The organism is Pseudomonas sp. Sample_10, from assembly GCF_004321495.1.
GTDB lineage: Bacteria > Pseudomonadota > Gammaproteobacteria > Pseudomonadales > Pseudomonadaceae > Aquipseudomonas.
The window spans coordinates 1-20,471 of record NZ_RCOE01000080.1; the positions used below are offsets into that span (position 1 = coordinate 1).

Below are 20,471 nucleotides of genomic sequence, written 5' to 3' on the forward strand. Positions count from 1 at the left end.
TGTTCAGGCCGATGTCGTATTGCTTGGCCAGCAGGGTCAGCGACAGCAGGCGCGGGTACAGCTCATCCATCACGCGCTCGTACTGCGCACGGCTGTAGCGCGGGTGCAGTGCGGACAGTTTGATGGAGATGCCCGGGCCTTCATAAATCCCACGGCCGTGGGACGCTTTACCGATCGAATGGATGGCTTGTTCGTACGAGGCCAGGTACTTCTGTGCATCGTGCTCGGTCAGTGCCGCTTCACCGAGCATGTCGTAGGAGTAGCGGAAGCCCTTGGCTTCGAACTTGCTGGCGTTGGCCAGGGCTTCGGCGATGGTTTCGCCGGTGACGAACTGCTCGCCCATCAGGCGCATGGCCATGTCGACGCCCTTGCGGATCATCGGCTCGCCGCTCTTGCCGATGATGCGGCTCAGGGACGAAGTCAAACCCGCTTCGTTGTGCGTGGACACCAGTTTGCCGGTCAGCAGCAGGCCCCAGGTAGCGGCGTTGACGAACAGCGACGGGCTGTTGCCCAGGTGCGGCTGCCAGTTGCCGGTGCTGATTTTGTCGCGGATCAGCGCGTCGCGAGTGCCTTTGTCCGGGATGCGCAGCAGCGCTTCGGCCAGGCACATCAGCGCCACGCCTTCCTGGGACGACAGGGAAAATTCCTGCAACAGGCCCTGCACGATGCCGGCACGGCCGCCAGCGCTCTTCTGGTTGCGCAGTTTTTCCGCAATGGAGGCGGCCAGTTTGTTGGTGGCTTCGGCCATCGGCGCCGGCAGGCGTGCCTGCTCGATCAGCATCGGCACCACTTCCGGCTCCGGGCGACGGTAAGCGGCGGTGATCGATGCGCGCAGTACCGATTGCGGCAGGATGCTTTCGGCGAATTCAAGGAAGCACTGGTGGGCGTGATCCAGAGGCGCATCGACGGCATCGTCGGAATCCTTGGTCGAACCGTTCAGCTCGGTCAGGGTTGCACCACCCTCGAGTTTTTCCAGGTAATTGAAAATTGCCTGCTTGATCAGCCAGTGCGGCGTGCGATCAATCGAGGTCGCGGCGGCCTTGAGGCGTTCGCGGGTCGGGTCGTCAAGTTTGACGCCAAGGGTGGTGGTAGCCATGTTTTTATCCTCATGTTTGCCACGACCGCGTGGCATCAGCTGGCGGCAAGATTAGCCGTGCGACTCCTGAGGTGCAACCGGGTGCAACCCTTTTTTTGTCGGATTAATACGCAGCTCGTCAGGAAATAAATTCTGGTACGACCGTGCTGCATTTCCTTGGGGCTTTTTTGATGGATCGCCGGCGATCTTTGCTCCGAAAAGGAGCAAAAACAGCGCATGACAAGATTTTTCCGACTAGGTGCAACTTATTCTCCAGAAATGGGTTGCACCTTATTTGCTTTGTTGAATAGCATTCGCGCCCCAAGGTGCAACCGTCGAAGAGACCGGTGCACCGGCTGATGGCTTTCCTGGGGAAACATCAGTCATAAATGCGCGGGATCCCGAATCGTCTGTCAAACGTCACCGTTTGCGAGCGGTTCACCAGCCGCCGCTACATAAAAACAAAGCCAGGGCGTCACTTAAATGAGCGTAAGCAATCCAACCCTGATCACGTTCGTGATCTACATCGCAGCAATGGTGCTGATCGGCTTCATGGCCTATCGCTCCACCAATAACCTTTCTGACTATATTCTGGGCGGCCGTAGCCTGGGCAGCGTCGTGACGGCACTGTCCGCCGGTGCTTCCGACATGAGCGGCTGGTTGTTGATGGGCCTGCCGGGCGCCATCTACATGTCCGGTCTGTCCGAAAGCTGGATCGCCATCGGCCTGATCGTCGGTGCTTACTTGAACTGGCTGTTCGTTGCCGGTCGCCTGCGCGTGCAGACCGAGCACAACGGTGACGCCCTGACTCTGCCGGATTACTTCTCAAGCCGTTTCGAAGACAAAAGCGGCCTGCTGCGGATCATCTCCGCCGTCGTGATCCTGGTGTTCTTCACCATCTACTGCGCTTCCGGCATCGTGGCCGGCGCCCGTCTGTTCGAAAGCACCTTCGGCATGTCCTACGAGACAGCGCTGTGGGCCGGTGCTGCGGCGACGATTGCCTACACCTTCGTCGGTGGTTTCCTGGCAGTGAGCTGGACTGACACCGTACAAGCCACCTTGATGATCTTCGCCCTGTTGCTGACGCCGATCATCGTGCTGCTGGCCACCGGTGGCGTGGATACCACGTTCCTGGCCATCGAAGCGCAAGATCCAAGCAACTTCGACATGCTGAAAAACACCACCTTCATCGGCATCATCTCGCTGATGGGTTGGGGTCTGGGCTACTTCGGTCAGCCGCACATCCTGGCGCGTTTCATGGCAGCGGATTCGGTCAAGTCGATCGCCAACGCCCGTCGTATTTCCATGACCTGGATGATCCTGTGCCTGGGCGGCACCGTGGCCGTCGGCTTCTTCGGTATCGCGTACTTCTCGGCGCACCCTGAGGTGGCCGGTCCGGTGACTGAAAACCACGAACGTGTGTTCATCGAACTGGCCAAGATCCTGTTCAACCCATGGATTGCCGGCGTGCTGCTGTCGGCCATTCTGGCCGCTGTCATGAGCACCCTGAGCTGCCAGCTGCTGGTGTGTTCCAGTGCGCTGACTGAAGACTTCTACAAAACCTTCCTGCGCAAGTCGGCTTCCCAGGTCGAACTGGTATGGGTCGGTCGCGCCATGGTGTTGCTGGTTGCCCTGGTTGCCATCGCATTGGCTGCCAACCCGGAAAACCGTGTACTGGGTCTGGTGAGCTACGCTTGGGCCGGTTTCGGTGCCGCTTTCGGTCCGGTCGTGCTGATTTCCGTAATCTGGAAAGACATGACCCGTAACGGCGCACTGGCCGGTATCCTGGTTGGCGCAATCACCGTGATCGTGTGGAAGCACTTCGAGTTGCTGGGCCTGTACGAAATCATCCCTGGTTTCATCTTCGCCAGCCTGGCGATTTACTTCGTCAGCAAAATGGGCGCGCCGACTGCCGGCATGCTCCAGCGTTTCGCTGCTGCCGAAAGTGATTTCCGCCTGAACAAGTAATCGGCACGAGCGAAAGCTCTGCGCCAATGGCTTGAACGAAAACGGCCCGCTTCCTTTGGAAGCGGGCCGTTTTTTTGCCTGCACTTTCTAGGTTTTCTGTAGGCGCTGAGCTTGCTCGCGCTGGCGTCAGCACGTTCAACACATATGTTGGCATCCAGACCGCCATCGCGAGCAAGCTCGGCTCCTGCAAGGGGCGCGGTGTTCTCGGGGTTGTCTGTAGTCGAATGAAGCGTTTTTTGAGGGGCGATGCTTCAGGAGCGGTAGGGCAAATCTGATTTTCCTGTTTCTTGATCAGGGAGGCTTGATGCTCATGCAGAATCGCCCGCTGTCATTCTGCCGAGACACATCGGATGTTCGCTTCTGCCAATCAACCGCGCTTCACGTTGACCGTCGACGGTGTCCAGAGTGAACTCAAGGTACTTGAGTTCACCGGTAAGGAGGCCATCAGCCAGCCATACCGTTTTGACGTGGAGCTGGTCAGCGAGCGGCCGGACATCGATCTCGAAAACCTTCTGCATCGTCAGGCGTTTCTGGGTTTCGATGCGCAAGGCGCCGGTGTTCATGGTCAGATTTATCGGGTGGGCCAGGGCGATTCCGGTAAACGTCTGACGCGCTACGAGATCAGCCTTGTACCGCGTCTGGCCTACCTCGATCATCGGATCAACCAGCGAATCTTCCAGCACCAAACTGTGCCGGCGATCATCACGCAAATCTTCAAGGATCATGGCATCCTCGGCGATGCCTTCGCGTTTCAGCTCAGTGGCGCCTATCCCGAGCGCGAGTACTGCGTGCAATACGCGGAAAGCGATCTGGCGTTCATCCAGCGGCTGTGTGCCGAACTGGGTATCCACTACCATTTCCAACACAGTTGCGACGGTCACCTGTTGGTGTTTGGCGATGACCAGACAGTTTTTCCACGCTTGCCTGAACCGATACCTTACCGGCCGGGCAGTGGCATGGCGGTGAATGAAGCTGTTATCAAACGGTTCAATGTTCGTCTGGAAACCCGACCCACCGTGGTGACGCGCCGCGACTACGACTTCCATCAACCACGCCTGGAACTGCAAAGTCGTTCCGACAGTGAGCAGTTGCCGCTGCTTGAGGATTACCGTTTTCCGGGGCAGTTCAATGATCGGGAAATCGGCGGGCGGCTGGCTCAGCGGGCATTACAGAGTCATCGCGCGGATTACCGTCAGGCGCAAGGCAAGAGTGATCAAGCTGCGTTGATCAGTGGGCATTTCCTGCTACTCGACGAGCACCCGCAGCAGGAGTGGAACAACCTGTGGCTGCTGACTGAAATCGAACACCATGGCTGTCAGCCACAAGTGCTGGAAGAGTCGGCGGGCAGCACGGACAGTTTTCAAGGTTATCGCAATACCTTCCTGGCAACGCCGTGGGACGTTTTTTTCCGCCCGCGAATGCGCGCCAAGCCTCAGGTGGCCGGGTATCAAGCCGCTGTGGTGAGTGGGCCGAAAGACAGTGAAATTCATTGCGACGAATTCGGCAGGGTCAAGGTCCGGTTGATGTGGGACCGCTTCGGTCAGTTGGAAGAACATTCCAGTTGCTGGCTGCGGGTGGCCAGCGGTTGGGCGCACGACAGCTACGGCAGTGTGTTGATCCCGCGTGTCGGCATGGAAGTCCTGGTGGGGTTCGTAGATGGCGATGCGGACAAGCCGCTGGTGATGGGTTGCCTGCCCAATGCGATGAACCCGGTGCCGCTGGATCTGCCGGCAGACAAGACTCGCAGTATTTTCCGCTCGCGCAGCAGTCCCGGTGGCGGGGGCTACAACGAATTGCGCATCGAGGATCGCAAAGGGGCCGAGGAAATCCACTTGCGCGCCCAGCGAAACTGGAACCAGCAGGTGCTGCATGACATGCACGTGCAGGTCGGGCAAAACGAATACCTGCAGGTCACCGGTGACCGGCACATCCGCGTCGGCAGCCAGACCGTCACGGCGAGCGGGCAGTTTCAGCTCAATGCCGTTAGCCAGGTCGTGATTGATGGCGGCACCAACGCCACGATTCAGGCCGGTGGCCACTGGATCAATATCGGTCCTGCGGGAATTTTCAGCAGTGTGCCGATCGAAGTCGGTGGGGCGCCGATGTCGGCTCCCGGTGTATCAAGCGTGGCTGTGCAAGGTGTAGCGCTAAGCATGGCGCAGAGGCTGAGTTTGCAAAGTGCTTCGCCATTTTGCGAAGAGTGCGAACGCTGCAAGGAAGGTGCGTGTGCCGCCTGATTTTCTATTGCCCCTCGACTGGCTCGAACGCCAGCCGCTGCAAGCGTCGCAGCAGTTGTTCGCGATCTTCAGTAACGCCAGTGCCGCCAAACCACTCGAAGCCTGGCGACGATCGATGCCCATCAGCAAGGCGACCCCGATCTGGGCCGATACCGCTTATGCCGAGTGGGAAGCAGTGATGCCCTACGTCGCACATGTCGCGGTGGACAGTGAGTTTGTGCAGTGGGTGGCGACCACAAGGTCTCGCGATTGGGGGTGGCTGGCGGTTTCTTCTGCGAGCCAAGAGGTGCTCGCCGAACACCTGCGCAGTCTCACACAGGTTCTGTTGCCCAATGACAATGCGGTGTTTTTCCGCTTCTGGGATGGGCGTTTTCTGATACCGATCCTGCACAGTACAGAGGTCAATCCCTATGAACTCCTGCCGGTCATCGGCCGGTGCTGGATTAACGGGCACGCTGTCGAGATAGATGGCAATGCGCAGAAAACATCGAAGGTCTTCCCCTGGTGGAAGGTGCCAGATGCGCTGTTGCAACAACTGGCTGCGGATGACGCTACCACCCGGATCAACAACTTGTTGCAATGGTTGAGTGAAGAGCAGCCGGGTATTTTCGAGGTGTTTTCGGAGCGCGTCTTGCGCAGCAAGGCTGCGCATTTCCTTGCGGAAACTGACGTGGCAGCTGCGTCGAAAGCTGATTGGGTGGAGTATTTGCTGGAGGCGTCGAGCTGACGCCAGTCTTCGATACAGCCGGCCACTCAGCCGTGAACCCTGACTTGCAGGCCGGTAAAAGGTAAACTTGCCGGCCTTCGCAGGAGCAACCATGAATTATCGTCACGCCTTCCATGCCGGCAATCACGCCGATGTGTTCAAACACCTGACCTTGACCCGCCTCATCGCCCTGATGTCGCGCAAGGAACAGCCGTTTGCCTATCTCGATACCCACGCCGGCATCGGTCTGTATGACCTTCAGGGTGATCAGGCCAGTCGTACCGGTGAGTACCTGGAGGGCATTGCGCGTTTGTGGGATCAGCCGGATCTGCCGATCCTGACCGCTGACTACATGCAGGTGCTGCATGAGATGAACCCGGATGGCCAGTTGCGCTATTACCCCGGTTCGCCGGAATTGGCGCGACGTCTGACGCGTAAGCAGGATCGCGTGTTGCTCAACGAAAAGCACCCGCAAGACGGCTTGTTGCTCAAGGACAACATGGCGGGTGATCGTCGCGTGAAGGTGCACTTGGGCGAAGGTTGGCATGTGTCGCGCGCCTTGCTGCCGGTGCCAGAGAAGCGTGCGGTGATGTTGATCGATCCGCCGTTCGAAAAGCTCGATGAAATGCAGCGTTGCGCGGCTTCGTTGAAAGAGGCGATTGGCCGTATGCGGCAAACCGTGGCGGCCATCTGGTATCCGGTGAAGGATCAGCGCGCACTGCGCCGTTTCTATCAGGACCTGGCCGGCACCGGCGCGCCGAAATTGTTGCGCGTGGAGTTGCTGGTGCATCCGCTGGACACGCCCAACAGCCTGAACGGTTCCGGTCTGGCAATCGCCAATCCGCCGTGGGGGCTGGAAGAGGAACTGCGTGAACTGCTGCCATGGTTGTCCCAGAAGCTGGGGCAGACCCAGGGTGGGTGGCAGATGGATTGGTTGATTGCCGAATGAGGCGATGATCGTTCCCACGCTCTGCGTGGGAATGCCTCATGTGACGCTCTGCGTCACGCTTTTGGGCCGCGGAGCGTCCCGGGCTGCATTCCCACGCAGAGCGTGGGAACGATCGGGTACAGAGGTTGTGCTGAATCAGATCGGGCAAGTCACGCCAGTACCGCCAATCCCGCAATAGCCTTCCGGATTCTTCGCCAGATACTGTTGGTGATACGCCTCGGCGTAATAGAACGTCGGGGCTTCGTCGATTTCAGTGGTGATGATGCCTTTGCCGGCCTTGGTCAGTTCGACCTGGAACACTTGCGCGCTTTTTTTCGCCGCTTCCAGTTGTTCCGGTTTGGTGGCGTAGATCACCGAACGGTACTGAGTGCCGATGTCGTTGCCCTGGCGCATGCCCTGAGTCGGGTTGTGCAATTCCCAGAACATCTTCAGCAGCTCTTCATAGCTGACTTTCTCGGGTTCGTACACCACCAGCACCACTTCGGTGTGGCCGGTCAGCCCCGAGCAGACTTCTTCATAGGTCGGGTTCGGCGTGTAGCCGCCGGCATACCCCACGGCTGTGCTGTACACGCCTTCACGCTGCCAGAAGCGCCGCTCTGCGCCCCAGAAACAGCCGAGGCCGAAGATGGCGAATTCGACATTGCCGGGGAACGGACCCAGCAACGGGTTTTTGTTGACGAAGTGTTCGTCCGGAACCTTGATCGGGGTTTCGCGGCCAGGCAGAGCTTGTTCTTTGGTAGGGAGCACGTTTTTGTTCACCAGAATTTCCGAGCGCAGAACCATCATCAGTCCCCTCAGTCGTTGGAATATTTAGAAGTGCAGTTTGCCCGAGTGTTGGCCCGCTGTCAGGCGATTGGGCCGCGCGGGTAGCGTTTGAGCTTCTCGATCAGCTCGGCGCCGGGGATCGGCTGGTCGAACAGGTAGCCCTGGCCGACGTCACAGCGGTGGCGACGCAGGAAAGCCAGCTGCGCAGCCGTCTCGATACCTTCAGCCACGACCTTGAGCTTGAGGTTGTGCGCCATGGCGATCACCGCGGAAGTGATTTCCATGTCGTCCTGGTTGTCCGGGATTTCGTGGATGAAGCTTCGATCGATCTTGATGATGTCGATCGGGAATTTTTTCAAGTAACTGAGCGACGAGTAACCGGTGCCGAAGTCGTCCATTGCCAGCGTCAGGCCCAGGCGTTTGAGCTGGTCGAGCTGCAAGTGGGTGTCTTCGGTGGCTTCCAGCAGCAGGCCTTCGGTCAATTCCAGCTCCAGCAGGTGCGCCGGCAATGCTTCTTCCTTGAGAATGTTGGCGATGGAGGCCACCAGGTCCGGGTCGGAGAACTGTTTGGGTGACAGGTTGATCGCCACCTGCAAGTTACCCAGCCCTGCAGCGGTCAGTGCCTTGCTCATGCGGCAGGCCTGGCGGGCGATCCATTTGCCGATCGGGATGATCAGGCCGGTTTCTTCGGCAACGCTGATGAACTGGTCCGGGCGGATCATGCCCTTTTCCGGATGGTCCCAGCGCAGCAGCGCTTCCATGCCCAGCAGTCGACCGCTGCGCAGGCAAAGCTTGGGCTGGTAGAACACGTCCAGCTCGTTTTGGGTCAGGGCGCGGCGCAGGTTGTTTTCGACGAACAACTTGTAACTGGCCTCGGCGTTCAAGGCTTCGGTGAACACTTGCACCTGATGTTTGCCGTTGGCCTTGGCCTTGTGCAGCGCCAACCCGGCGTTACGCATCAGGGTTTGCGGGTCGCGGCCATGCAGCGGCGCGCAGGCCAGGCCGACCGAGCCGGTCACGCTGATCAATTGGTTGTCGACGAACATTGGCTTGTCGAGGGTCGTCAGCAATTGGCTGGCGATCTGCTGGCCGGTTTCCAGATTGGTATTGTCCAGCAGCACCGCAAATTCGTTACTGGCAAACCGCGCCAGGCTGCCGCTCGGGCTGAGGCTGTTGCGCAGGCGTCGGGCCAGGCTGATGAGCAGTTTGTCGCCCGTCTGGTGGCCCAGGCTGTCGTTGATCCGCTTGAAGTTGTCGATGTCCACCAGCAACAGACTGATGGGTGTATCGCTGTCCCGGGCGAAGCGCTCGTCGAGGTTGCGGATGAATGCCGGACGGTTGCCGAGGTTGGTCAGGTTGTCGGTGTAGGCCAGGCGCTCGATGCGCTGCTGGGCGAGTTTGGTCTGGGTGATGTCTTCGTAAATGCCGATGTAGTGGGTCAACTCGCGGTTGTCGCCGTAAACCTTGGAGATCGACAACTGCCCCCAGTAGGGTTCCAGGTTTTTGCGCCGGCTTTTGAATTCACCTTGCCAACTGTTGCTCTTGGCCAGTGCCGAAGGCGCGTCGAACAGCAGTTCGCTGAGGTTTTCCAGGGCCGGCAGTTCCGACAGGCGATGGCCGTGGACTTCTTCGGTGCTGTACTGGGTGATCGCGGTGAAGCTCGGGTTGACGTATTCGACCACGCCGTCGCAGTTGACCAGCAAAAAGGCGTTGGCGCTTTGTTCCACCGCACGCTGGAACAAGTGCAGGGCGCTGGTGGCGGTGCGTCGGTTGTGATTGTTGATGACCTGAGCAAACTGATCCGCCAGTTCGCCAGCGAAGGCGATTTCGTCCGACTGCCAGGCGCGGGTCACACCGGTTTGCTCCAGGCACAGTACGCCGACCACCTGACCGTCGACCCGGATGCTGGCGTCGAGCATCGCATTGACATCCCGCGGGCGCAGGCTCTCGGCCATTTCCCGGGTGCGCGGGTCGCGCATGGCATTGTGGGCGTCGATGGCGCGGCCGGTATGCAAGGCGTCGAGGTAGTCGGGGAATACGCTGACATCGATCGGTTCCGGCAGCAGGTATTCCTGGGTCGTGCGGTGATAGGCCGAAATCGGCACCAGCTGCGAGCCTTCGAGGTGCCACAGGCTGGCGCAGTCGATCTGGTAAATGTCGCAGGCGCTGCGGGTGATCAGTTCGGCAGCTTCCTGCAGGGAGTTGTTGCTGCTGTAGCGCTGGCGGGTCAACAGCAGGATCAAGTCCTGCTGGGCGCGGACCCGATCCAGATGCTGCAGTTGTTCCTGTTGGGCGCGCTGGTTGAGCTCAAGGGCGATCTGCAGGCGTGAGTTCTGGGTTTCCAGGTCGAGGGCCGGCAGCAACGGGTCGTCGTCGAACAAACCGTCGATCACCAACAGGTAGCCACGCAACAGGTGTCGGTTGTGTTGTTTGTAGGCTTCACCCAGTTCCAGCAGATTCAGCGAGCCGGAAGCCGTGTGCAGGGTGTAGCGGATCAGATAATGGGTGCTTTCGCTCAGTTGCTGTTGAACCGCGTCATGCAGCTGATAGCGCGCCTCTGGTTCCATGAGGCTGGCGTATGGCGAGCCGACCAGGGCGCACAGTTCCACAGCCGGCAGGCCGAACTGGCGTTCGCAATTGGGATCAAGAAACAGCAGCGCCCAGCTTGGTTCATTCAGCCGCTCGAAACGCAGCATGCCGAGCCGCGAGGGCACGGGCAACTGCGTCACTACCTCGGCCACCATACGGCTGGCGGCATCGGGTTGGCTTTTCATGGAGGGAACTCGCTTCGAATTTGCTGAACGCGCCGGGGCTCTCGCCCTCTTTACTGTTGCCTGCGGCAAGGTTGCATCATTGCGACACCGACTGACAAGAGAGATGAAGGCCAAGTGCTATAAGAATGTGTCGGCAGGCGCGAAGATTTCTGCAATTAAAGCCAAAAGTAATGTTCTCGGCGCAGAGAATGCAGCCTTCGTCGGCTCCTGCAGGGGGTATTCCATCCCAACGCGAGGGCTGTCGAAGGCTGCGATTTTTTACTTTTAACGCAACGCAATAGCCACCGACTCTAGAAAATGGCCATCCCGATCGTGATAACGCACATGAATCTGATCCGAATCGACGATCAGATGCGCGAAGTTATCCTGGCTGATCACGTCGCTGGTCAATTCGTGTCGATAGTCGCCGGCAGCGGTCCGGGCCAACGGTTGATCGAGAATGAAGGTCGAAGCCTTGGCATAAGGCAGCAGCTTGCTGTTGCACAGCGGTGACGAAACGATGGTGTTGACCTCGAAAGCCGGGTCTTCGCTGTGGGTCAGGCGGCTGGTGAGGGAGCCGTGGACGTCGCCGGAAATGAACACCACATTCTTTATGCCGTGGGTGCGAATCGTTTCGAGCAGCCGTAACCGTTGCTCGGGAAAGGCTTTCCAGGCGTCATCGCCCAAGCGTTTGCGGTCCGGGTAGAACATCACACTGGTGACCACGAATTTGACCCGGGCCGGGCTGTGAATCAGCCAGTCGCACAGCGCCTGTTCCTGTTCGCGATCAAGAATGCGCCGGTCGTTGGCCGTCAGATTGCGCCGCGTTCTGCTGTCGGTGACAAACCATTCGATATCACCATTGGCAAACTGGTACCAATAGCGCCTTGGTGAATGACTTGGTTGATCTTGGGTATTGAATTCCCCGGCCGGGCTGTGACTGGCTTGATACAGTTCATAAGCTGCCATGGCGTTCTTGTATAAATACTCATCATTGCTGTTTTTGTTGGCTGGCCAGTTATCTTCAATTTCATGATCATCAAGAATCATGTAAGTGGGAATGCCAGACATCAGTTTTGCAATATTAGGTTGGGAAAATGCAGAACGATACTTGGCAAGTATCTCGGTGTATTCCCGATCCGGCGCTATGAAGTTCAGATCGTCAACATACACTTGATCGCCCGTCATCAATACAGCATTGATAGGTGGTGACGCGCAGTGTGCAAGTTTGGCGATGGCGGCGAAGATCCGGTCGCCCAGGTGCGGAGCGGAAGGCTGCCCTGCCGTCATGCGCAAATAGCGGCAGGAGCCCACAATATAAGCTCGTGGCATGGCTGCCTTGCTGGCTTGCGTACGCAGGTGATAAACCTCCCGCGGCCACTGTAGAGGCAACTCCTGGACGGATTGCGGATTGTGCAACGGGCACATGGGGCTGAACCATCCAGCCTGGTATTCGTATTCAGTATCGGCAGTGAGATCCTGCAGAACGATGACATCTGACATGTCGCGCGACGGGATCAGTTGGGTAAATAAGCCGTTATTCCAGCGCTCTTCCCCCGCCCGTCGATAACGAATGCCGGCAAATACCAAAGCATCTTTTTGCCATTCTCCGCGCAGGAATATTCGTGCGTCATTAGTTGTTGTGTGGCCAATAATAGGGCCGACAGTAGGCTTGAACATAGTCGAGTCCTTTCGATGTTTTCCTGTTAATCAAAGCGGTAAAGTTATTGGCTGCTTTAACAGCCTTATAACCAAGGCTAGTGATTGAATCGCAAAAAATATCGGGCGGAAACGGACTTGAGTTGTGGGCGATGTCAGCCACAAATGTAGGAAGGATTCATTCAAAGTAAAAAACGGCGGGCAAAAAAAGCCCCGCCAATTGGCGGGGTTGAGGTACGAGCGTGGCGCTCGGAAACGTGGAACGCGACTGGCCCTCCCGTGAGGGAGGGCCGGCCGGTCTTACAGCAGGATGGTGCGGATGTCCGCCAGCAAGTCGCTCAGACGCTTGGTGAAGCGTGCAGCAGCGGCGCCGTTGATCACACGGTGATCGTAGGACAGCGACAGTGGCAGCATCAGTTTCGGCTGGAAGGCTTTGCCGTCCCAGACTGGCTGGATGGTTGCCTTGGAAACACCGAGGATCGCCACTTCCGGCGCGTTGACGATCGGCGTGAAGCCGGTGCCGCCAATGTGGCCGAGGCTGGAAATGGTGAAGCAGGCGCCTTGCATCTCGTCCGACGAGAGCTTCTTGGTCCGGGCTTTTTCAGCCAGGGAAGCCGCCTCGGCCGCCAGTTGCAGCAGGCTCTTCTGGTCGACGTTCTTGATCACCGGTACCAGCAGGCCATCAGGGGTGTCGACGGCGAAGCCGATGTTCACGTATTTCTTGCGGATGATCGCTTTGCCGCTTGGAGCCAGCGAGCTGTTGAAGTCCGGCAGTTCCTTGAGCAGGTGCGCGCAGGACTTGAGTAGCAGCGGCAGGATGGTCAGCTTGACGCCGGCCTTCTCTGCTACGGCTTTCTGGGCGTTACGGAACGCTTCGAGTTCGGTGATATCGGCCGAGTCGAATTGCGTCACGTGCGGCACGTTCAGCCAGCTGCGGTGCAGGTTGGCAGCGCCGACCTGCATCAGGCGGGTCATCGGCACTTCTTCGATTTCGCCGAAGCGGCTGAAGTCCACGACCGGAATCGGCGGAATGCCCGCGCCACCGGTTGCGCCAGCAGCAGCGGCCGGAGCTTCCTTGGCCTTCTGCATCATGGCCTTGACGTAAACCTGTACGTCTTCCTTCAGGATGCGACCGTGCGGACCGCTGGCGCCGACAGCGCTCAGCTCGACACCGAATTCGCGAGCCAGTTGACGCACGGCAGGGCCGGCGTGAACTTTCGCGCCCGGCTTGGCAGGCGCAGCGGCCGGAGCGGCAGCAGCAGGGGCAGCGGCAGCCGGAGCAGCAGCGGCTGGAGCCGGAGCGCTCGGTGCAGCAGCGGCAGGTGCCGCAGCAGCTGGAGCTGCGCCTTTGACTTTCAACTTGAGAATCAGGTCGCCGGTACCGACTTCGTCATCGAGCTTGATGGAAACGCTTTCCACCACGCCAGCGGCAGGCGATGGGATTTCCATGCTGGCCTTGTCGGATTCCAGGGTGATCAGCGACTGGTCGGCTTCAACGGTGTCGCCGGCCTTGACCAGGACTTCGATGATCTTCGCCTTGCCTGCCGAACCGATGTCCGGAACGTGGATGTCCTGGACGCTGTCGGCTACCGGTGCAGCCGGAGCGGCAGCAGCTGGCGCAGGAGCAGCGGCGGCAGGTGCAGCAGCCTGAGCTGGCGCAGTGGCCGGCGCCGCAGCACCCGCCACTTCCAGGTCCAGAATCAGGTCGCCAGTGCCGACTTCGTCGTTGAGCTTGACGCTGATGGCCTTGACCACGCCAGCGGCAGGCGACGGGATTTCCATGCTGGCCTTGTCCGATTCCAGGGTGATCAGCGACTGATCAGCCTCGACGGTGTCGCCGACCTTGACCTGGATCTCGATGATCTGGGCCTTGCCCGACGAACCGATGTCCGGCACGTGCACTTGCTGAACCGAAGCGGCAGCAGGAGCAGCAGGGGCAGCGGCTGGAGCGGCAGCAGGCGCGGCGGCCGGTTTGGCTTCAGCTTTTGCAGCAGGCGCAGCGGCAGCCGCAGGAGCCGCTTGCGCGGCGCCTTCGACTTCCAGCTCGAGCAGCTCGTCGCCTTCTTTCAGGCGATCGCCCAGCTTCACTTTCAGGCTCTTGATGATACCGGCCTTCGGCGCAGGCACTTCCATGCTCGCCTTGTCCGATTCCAGGGTCAGGATGCTCTGGTCGGCTTCGATACGGTCGCCGACCTTCACAAACAGTTCAATTACTTCACCTTCACCGCTGCCGATGTCAGGTACGCGAATGAGTTCGCTCACAGAATCTCTCCTCAGCAGTCCAGTGGGTTGAGTTTTTCCGGGTTGATACCGAACTTGGCAATGGCTTCAGCCACGACTTTAGGTTCGATGTCACCACGGTCAGCCAGTGCTTCCAGGGCTGCCAACACCACGAAATGACGGTCGACTTCGAAGAAATGACGCAGTTTCTTGCGGCTGTCGCTGCGGCCGAAACCATCGGTGCCCAGGACTTTGAATTCCTTGGACGGTACCCACTGACGGATCTGCTCGGCGAACAGTTTCATGTAGTCGGTAGAGGCAATGACCGGACCTTTACGACCGTTCAGGCACTCTTCGACATAGCTCAGCTTAGGCTTCTGGCCCGGGTGCAGACGGTTGGTGCGCTCGACGGCCAGGCCGTCGCGACGCAGTTCGTTGAAGCTGGTAACGCTCCACACGTCGGCGCCGACGTTGAACTCTTCACGCAAAATCTTCGCTGCTTCACGGACTTCACGCAGGATGGTGCCGGAGCCCATCAGCTGAACGTGGTGCGCCGCTTCGCGGGTGTCTTCTTCGAGCAGGTACATGCCTTTCTTGATGCCTTCTTCGGCACCGGCCGGCATGGCTGGCTGCTGGTACGACTCGTTCATCACGGTGATGTAGTAGAAGATGTCCTGTTGCTCTTCGGTCATCTTCTTCATGCCGTCCTGAATGATCACCGCCAGCTCGTAGCCGTAGGTCGGATCGTAGGTGCGGCAGTTCGGGATGGTCGCGGCCAGCAGGTGGCTGTGACCGTCTTCGTGTTGCAGGCCTTCACCGTTCAGGGTGGTACGGCCGGCGGTGCCGCCGATCAGGAAACCACGGGTACGGCTGTCGCCAGCGGCCCAGGCCAGGTCGCCGATACGCTGGAAGCCGAACATCGAATAGAAGATGTAGAACGGCAGCATCGGCTGGTTGTGGCTGGAGTACGAAGTACCGGCAGCGATGAAGGAGCTCATGGCGCCCGCTTCGTTGATGCCTTCTTCGAGGATCTGGCCCTTCTTGTCTTCCTTGTAGAACATCACCTGGTCTTTATCGACTGGCTCGTAGAGCTGGCCGACGGAGGAGTAGATGCCCAACTGACGGAACATGCCTTCCATACCGAAGGTACGGGCTTCGTCCGGGATGATCGGGACGATGCGCGGGCCGATTTCCTTGTCCTTGACCAGTTGCGCGAGGATCCGCACGAAAGCCATGGTGGTGGAAATTTCACGGTCGCCGGAACCGTCGAGGATAGCCTTGAGGGTATCCAGGTCCGGAGTCGGCACGCTGAAGCTCTGCGCGCGGCGCTGTGGCACGAAACCGCCCAGTGCAGTGCGGCGCTCGCTCAGGTAGCGGGCTTCGGCGCTGTTCGGCTCTGGCTTGAAGAACGGCAGGTTCTCCAGCTCTTCGTCCTTGACCGGAATGTCGAAGCGGTCGCGGAACAGCTTCAGGCTTTCGACATCGACCTTCTTGGTGTTGTGCGCGGTGTTTTTCGCTTCGCCGGCACCGGTGCCATAACCCTTGATGGTCTTGGCCAGGATGACGGTTGGTTGTTCTTTGTGGTTGACCGCTTCGTGGTACGCCGCGTAGACCTTGTACGGGTCGTGGCCGCCACGGTTGAGTTTCCAGATTTCGTCGTCGGACAGGTCCTCAACCATCGCCTTGAGTTCTGGCGTGTTGAAGAAGTGTTCGCGCACGAACGCGCCGTCTTTGGCTTTGTAGTTCTGGTACTCGCCGTCGATGACTTCGTCCATGCGACGTTGCAGGATACCGTCGACGTCTTTGGCCAGCAGTGGGTCCCAGAAACGGCCCCAGATGACTTTGGTCACGTTCCACTGTGCACCGCGGAACACGCCTTCGAGTTCCTGGATGATCTTGCCGTTGCCGCGAACCGGGCCATCGAGGCGCTGCAGGTTGCAGTTGATGACGAAGATCAGGTTGTCCAGCTTCTCGCGGCCGGCCAGGGAGATCGCGCCCAGGGATTCCGGCTCGTCGCACTCGCCGTCGCCCAGGAAGCACCAGACTTTCTGCTTGCCGGCAGGAATGAAGCCGCGGGCTTCCAGGTACTTCATGAAGCGTGCCTGGTAGATCGCCTGGATCGGGCCCAGCCCCATGGATACGGTCGGGAACTGCCAGAAGTCAGGCATCAGCCAAGGGTGCGGGTAGGACGACAGGCCCTGACCGTCGACTTCCTGGCGGAAGTTGTTCATCTGCTCTTCGGTGATGCGGCCTTCCATGAATGCACGGGCGTAAACGCCTGGCGAGGTGTGGCCCTGGAAGTAGATCAGGTCGCCGCCGTGTTCATCGGTCGGGGCCTGGAAGAAGTAGTTGAAGCCGATGTCATACAGGGTCGCACTGGAAGCGAAGCTGGAGATGTGACCGCCGAGGTCAGAATCTTTCAGGTTCGTACGCATTACCATGGCCATCGCGTTCCAGCGTACCAGCGAGCGAATGCGGCGTTCCATGAACAGGTCGCCAGGCATGCGTGCTTCGTGGGTAACCGGGATGGTGTTGCGGTAAGGCGTGGTGATGGCGTAAGGCAACTGCGAACCGCTGCGGGTCGCGAGTTCACCCATACGGGTCATCAGATAGTGAGCACGGTCTTCGCCTTCTTTGTCGAGAACCGATTCCAGGGCGTCCAGCCATTCCTGGGTTTCGACGGGATCGAGGTCTTGCATGGCTTGCTCCAGGGCGGAAAGGCTACCAGAATCGGTTGCCTGAGTTAGCGACTGGCCTTGTGGGCAGACGTTATGAATTCTTGGATTGCCGATAGGTTGTTCCGGCGGTGTGTAGTTTTACTACAAATCATCCGGCATTTCAGCCTTACTAATGTATATACGAGTAGTAAAACTACAGATGAGCGGCTTGTGGCCCCCGGCTGCGTTGTGAGAATAATCGTTAAGGTTGGTCATTTGCCAACCCGAAAAGGTGAAAGCTTGATGCTGGCTGCCAAAAATAAAGAAATTTCAGCTATTTCTAACTTTTGTTCGACAGTCCTTCAGGTAGTGCGTTATGAAAATTCACTACATGCAGCCCGATACACGCCGATCAAGGATAGACCATGAGCCTGCCTACGCTTGCCGAACTGCCCGCCATTCTGATGCCGCTTGTCACCCGCGCCGAGCAGTCGTTCCGTGCCGTTGTCGATGCCCTGGACGACGATCATGGGCTGTCCACCTGGACTTCTGAGCGCTGGGCTCAATTTGCCCGAGTGACCGCCGCCAGCGACTTTGTCATTGAACAGAGCGTGCGTGACCCTTTGATGTTGCTGGAGCTGGTGCAGTCCGGCGAACTGGACCGCAGCTTCAGCCCCGGTGAGTTGTGTGCGCAGATTGCCGCTGCGGCAAACGCGGCCGAAACCGATGACCAGCTCGGCCGTGCCTTGCGTCGTCAGCGTACCCGTCACCAGGTGCGGATCATCTGGCGCGACCTGACCCGCCAGGCCGATCTGGTGCAGACCTGTCGCGATCTCTCCGACATGGCCGATGCCAGTATCGACCAGGCCTATCAATGGTTGTACGCACGCCATTGCCAGCAATTCGGCGTGCCCACCGGCCGCCGCAGCGGCGAACCCCAGCAAATGGTGGTGCTGGGCATGGGTAAGCTCGGTGCGGTGGAGTTGAATCTGTCGTCCGACATCGACCTGATTTTCGCCTACCCCGAGGGTGGCGAGACGGTCGGCGTCAAACGCCCGTTGGATAACCAGGAATTTTTCATCCGGCTCGGCCAACGCCTGATCAAGGCGCTGGACCCGATGACCGTCGACGGTTTCGTGTTCCGGGTCGACATGCGTTTGCGTCCTTACGGTTCGTCCGGGGCATTGGTGCTGAGCTTCAATGCGCTGGAGCAGTATTACCAGGATCAGGGTCGCGATTGGGAACGCTACGCGATGATCAAATCGCGTGTGGTGGCGGGCGATCAGGTTGCCGGCGCGCAATTGCAGGAAATGCTGCGGCCGTTCGTTTACCGGCGTTACCTGGACTTTTCCGCCATCGAAGCGCTGCGCACCATGAAGCAATTGATCCAGCAGGAAGTGCGGCGCAAGGGCATGGCCGACAACATCAAGCTGGGTTCCGGCGGCATCCGCGAAGTGGAGTTCATTGCCCAGGCGTTCCAGCTGATCCACGGTGGTCGCGACCTGAGCTTGCAGCAGCGCCCTTTATTAAAAGTACTGAGCACGCTGGAAGGTCAGGGTTATCTGCCGCCTACGGTGATCAGCGAACTGCGCGAAGGCTACGAATTCCTGCGCTACACCGAACACGCCATCCAGGCGATTGCCGACCGTCAGACGCAGATGCTGCCCGATGGCGCCCAGGATCAGGCGCGTATTGCCTTCATGCTGGGGTTTGCCGACTGGGCGGCGTTCCATGAGCAATTGATGCACTGGCGCGGTCGGGTGGCGTGGCACTTCGGCCAGGTCATCGCTGATCCGGACGAGGAAGCCGGCACCGAAAGCGAAGTGGTGGTCGGTGGTGAATGGCTGCCGCTATGGGAGGAGGCGCAGAATGAAGAAGCCGCCTGCCGTCAGCTCGAAGAGGGCGGTTTCACTGATGCTCCCAAAGCGCTGAAAGCCTTGGCTGGCTTGCGCAGCAGCCCGCAATTACGAGCCATGCAGCGTTTGGGGCGCGAACGGCTCGATGCCTTTATTCCGCGTCTGCTTGCACAGGCGGTGGAACATGCCAATCCGGATCTGGTGCTCGAGCGTGTGCTGCCATTGGTAGAAGCCGTGGCGCGTCGTTCGGCGTATCTGGTATTGCTGACCGAAAACCCAGGTGCATTGCGCCGTTTGCTGACCCTGTGTGCCGCGAGCCCGTGGATCGCTGAACAGATCACGCGCTTCCCGCTGTTGCTCGATGAATTGCTCAACGAAGGCCGACTGTTCAAGCCGCCGTTGGCTCCCGAGCTGGCCGCCGAATTGCGCGAGCGCCTGACGCGGATTCCCGAGGACGACCTGGAGCAGCAGATGGAAGCCCTGCGCCATTTCAAACTGGCGCACCGCTTGCGAGTCGCCGCTTCGGAAATCGCCGGTAGCCTGCCGCTGATGAAGGTCAGCGATTACCTGACCTGGCTCGCCGAGGCGATTCTGGAACAGGTCCTGGCCCTGGCCTGGCGGCAAACGGTGGCCAAGTACGGCACGCCGCTGCGCACCGACGGCTCTTTATGCGATCCCGGGTTCATCATTGTCGGTTACGGGAAAGTCGGCGGCCTGGAACTCGGGCATGGTTCGGACCTGGATCTGGTGTTCATCCACGACGGTGATCCGCAGGCCGAAACCGACGGGCCGAAGCCGATCGATGGTGCCCAGTTCTTCACCCGCCTGGGACAGCGGATCATCCACTTGCTCACGGCCCAGACCAACTCGGGCCAGCTGTACGAAGTGGATATGCGCCTGCGTCCGTCCGGTGCGTCGGGGCTGTTGGTCAGTTCTTTGGGGGCGTTTGCCCGTTATCAGGAAAATGAAGCCTGGACCTGGGAGCATCAGGCGTTGGTGCGGGCAAGGGTGTTGGTGGGCAGTCAGGACGTCGGCCAGGCTTTCGAAAAGGTCCGTGCGGCGATACTGGGCAAACCGCGTGACTTGCCGACCCTGCGCCAGGAGGTCAGCGAGATGCGCGCCAAGATGCGCGAGAACCTTGGCAGCAAGAGCACGGCGGCCGGCACCGGGGCAAATGCCTTCGACGCCACGGCGCCCTTCGACCTCAAGCAGGACGCCGGAGGTATCGTCGATATTGAATTTATGGTGCAATACGCGGCCCTGGCGTGGTCGCAAACGCACCCGCCATTGCTGCGCTGGACCGATAACATCCGCATTCTGGAAGAGCTGGAACACGAAGGGCTGATGCCCGTCGAAGATGCCAGTCTGCTGCGTGAAGCCTATAAAGCTTACCGCTCGGCCGCCCACCGGCAGGCCTTGCAGAAGGATCCCGGGGTGATTGCCGGTGACCAGTTCGCGGACGAGCGGCGACAGGTCATGCGGATCTGGCGCGAGCTGGGGCTAAGCTGAGCAGGCGACGAGATTCAAATGTGGGAGCGGATTTTTGTGGCGAGGGAGCTTGCTCCCGCTCGGCTGCGAAGCAGTCGCCACTCAGCCGGCTCGGTCTGGCAGATGAAATACAGTCGC

11 protein-coding genes are annotated in these 20,471 nt (G+C 59.4%); 5 read left to right on the forward strand and 6 right to left on the reverse strand.

Annotated features, from left to right (window positions below):
* Positions 1–1,096: proline dehydrogenase family protein (locus D8U18_RS07365; protein WP_177435001.1), on the reverse strand; the 1,096-nt coding region annotated here is incomplete at its 3' end.
* Positions 1,097–1,558: 462 nt separating this feature from the next.
* Here D8U18_RS07365 and putP point away from each other — a divergent pair.
* The 4 genes from putP to rlmJ all read left to right on the forward strand — a co-directional run bounded on the left by putP (position 1,559) and on the right by rlmJ (position 6,935).
* Positions 1,559–3,043 (forward strand): sodium/proline symporter PutP, encoded by a 1,485-nt coding sequence (gene putP / locus D8U18_RS07370; RefSeq protein WP_056852312.1) that lies wholly within the window; start codon positions 1,559–1,561, stop codon positions 3,041–3,043.
* A gap of 350 nt (positions 3,044–3,393) precedes the next feature.
* The gene (locus D8U18_RS07375; protein ID WP_131107372.1) at positions 3,394–5,280 is read left to right on the forward strand and encodes a type VI secretion system tip protein VgrG; all 1,887 of its coding nucleotides are present in this window, start codon (positions 3,394–3,396) and stop codon (positions 5,278–5,280) included.
* Positions 5,270–6,007 carry a DUF4123 domain-containing protein gene (locus tag D8U18_RS07380; RefSeq protein ID WP_130903938.1) on the forward strand — a complete coding sequence of 246 codons (738 nt, stop codon included), beginning with the start codon at positions 5,270–5,272 and terminating at the stop codon, positions 6,005–6,007. The genes D8U18_RS07375 and D8U18_RS07380 overlap by 11 nt, the downstream gene beginning before the upstream one ends.
* Positions 6,008–6,098: 91 nt before the next feature.
* Positions 6,099–6,935: a 23S rRNA (adenine(2030)-N(6))-methyltransferase RlmJ gene (gene rlmJ / locus D8U18_RS07385; RefSeq protein WP_056852315.1), complete on the forward strand. Its 837-nt coding sequence runs from the start codon at positions 6,099–6,101 to the stop codon at positions 6,933–6,935.
* Between the two features lie 135 nt (positions 6,936–7,070).
* On the opposite strand, the gene msrA is transcribed toward rlmJ, so the two are convergent.
* The 5 genes from msrA to aceE form a co-directional block, all read right to left on the reverse strand.
* Entirely contained in the window at positions 7,071–7,718 is a 648-nt protein-coding gene (gene msrA, locus D8U18_RS07390; RefSeq protein ID WP_075947336.1) for a peptide-methionine (S)-S-oxide reductase MsrA, read from the reverse strand.
* Positions 7,719–7,780: 62 nt separating this feature from the next.
* Positions 7,781–10,474 (reverse strand): GGDEF and EAL domain-containing protein, encoded by a 2,694-nt coding sequence (locus D8U18_RS07395; protein WP_056852316.1) that lies wholly within the window; start codon positions 10,472–10,474, stop codon positions 7,781–7,783.
* 264 nt (positions 10,475–10,738) lie between these two features.
* Positions 10,739–12,133: an alkaline phosphatase D family protein gene (locus D8U18_RS07400; protein WP_131107373.1), complete on the reverse strand. Its 1,395-nt coding sequence runs from the start codon at positions 12,131–12,133 to the stop codon at positions 10,739–10,741.
* 279 nt (positions 12,134–12,412) lie between these two features.
* A complete protein-coding gene (aceF, locus tag D8U18_RS07405; protein ID WP_131107374.1) occupies positions 12,413–14,374 on the reverse strand; it encodes a dihydrolipoyllysine-residue acetyltransferase in 1,962 nt (653 codons plus the stop codon).
* 11 nt (positions 14,375–14,385) lie between these two features.
* Positions 14,386–17,031, reverse strand: a complete 2,646-nt coding sequence (aceE, locus tag D8U18_RS07410) for a pyruvate dehydrogenase (acetyl-transferring), homodimeric type (RefSeq protein WP_131107375.1) — start codon at positions 17,029–17,031, stop codon at positions 14,386–14,388.
* Positions 17,032–17,414: 383 nt separating this feature from the next.
* On the opposite strand from aceE, the gene glnE reads away from it, so the two are divergent.
* Positions 17,415–20,354 (forward strand): bifunctional [glutamate--ammonia ligase]-adenylyl-L-tyrosine phosphorylase/[glutamate--ammonia-ligase] adenylyltransferase, encoded by a 2,940-nt coding sequence (gene glnE, locus D8U18_RS07415; protein ID WP_131107376.1) that lies wholly within the window; start codon positions 17,415–17,417, stop codon positions 20,352–20,354.
* Positions 20,355–20,471: the final 117 nt, after the last annotated feature.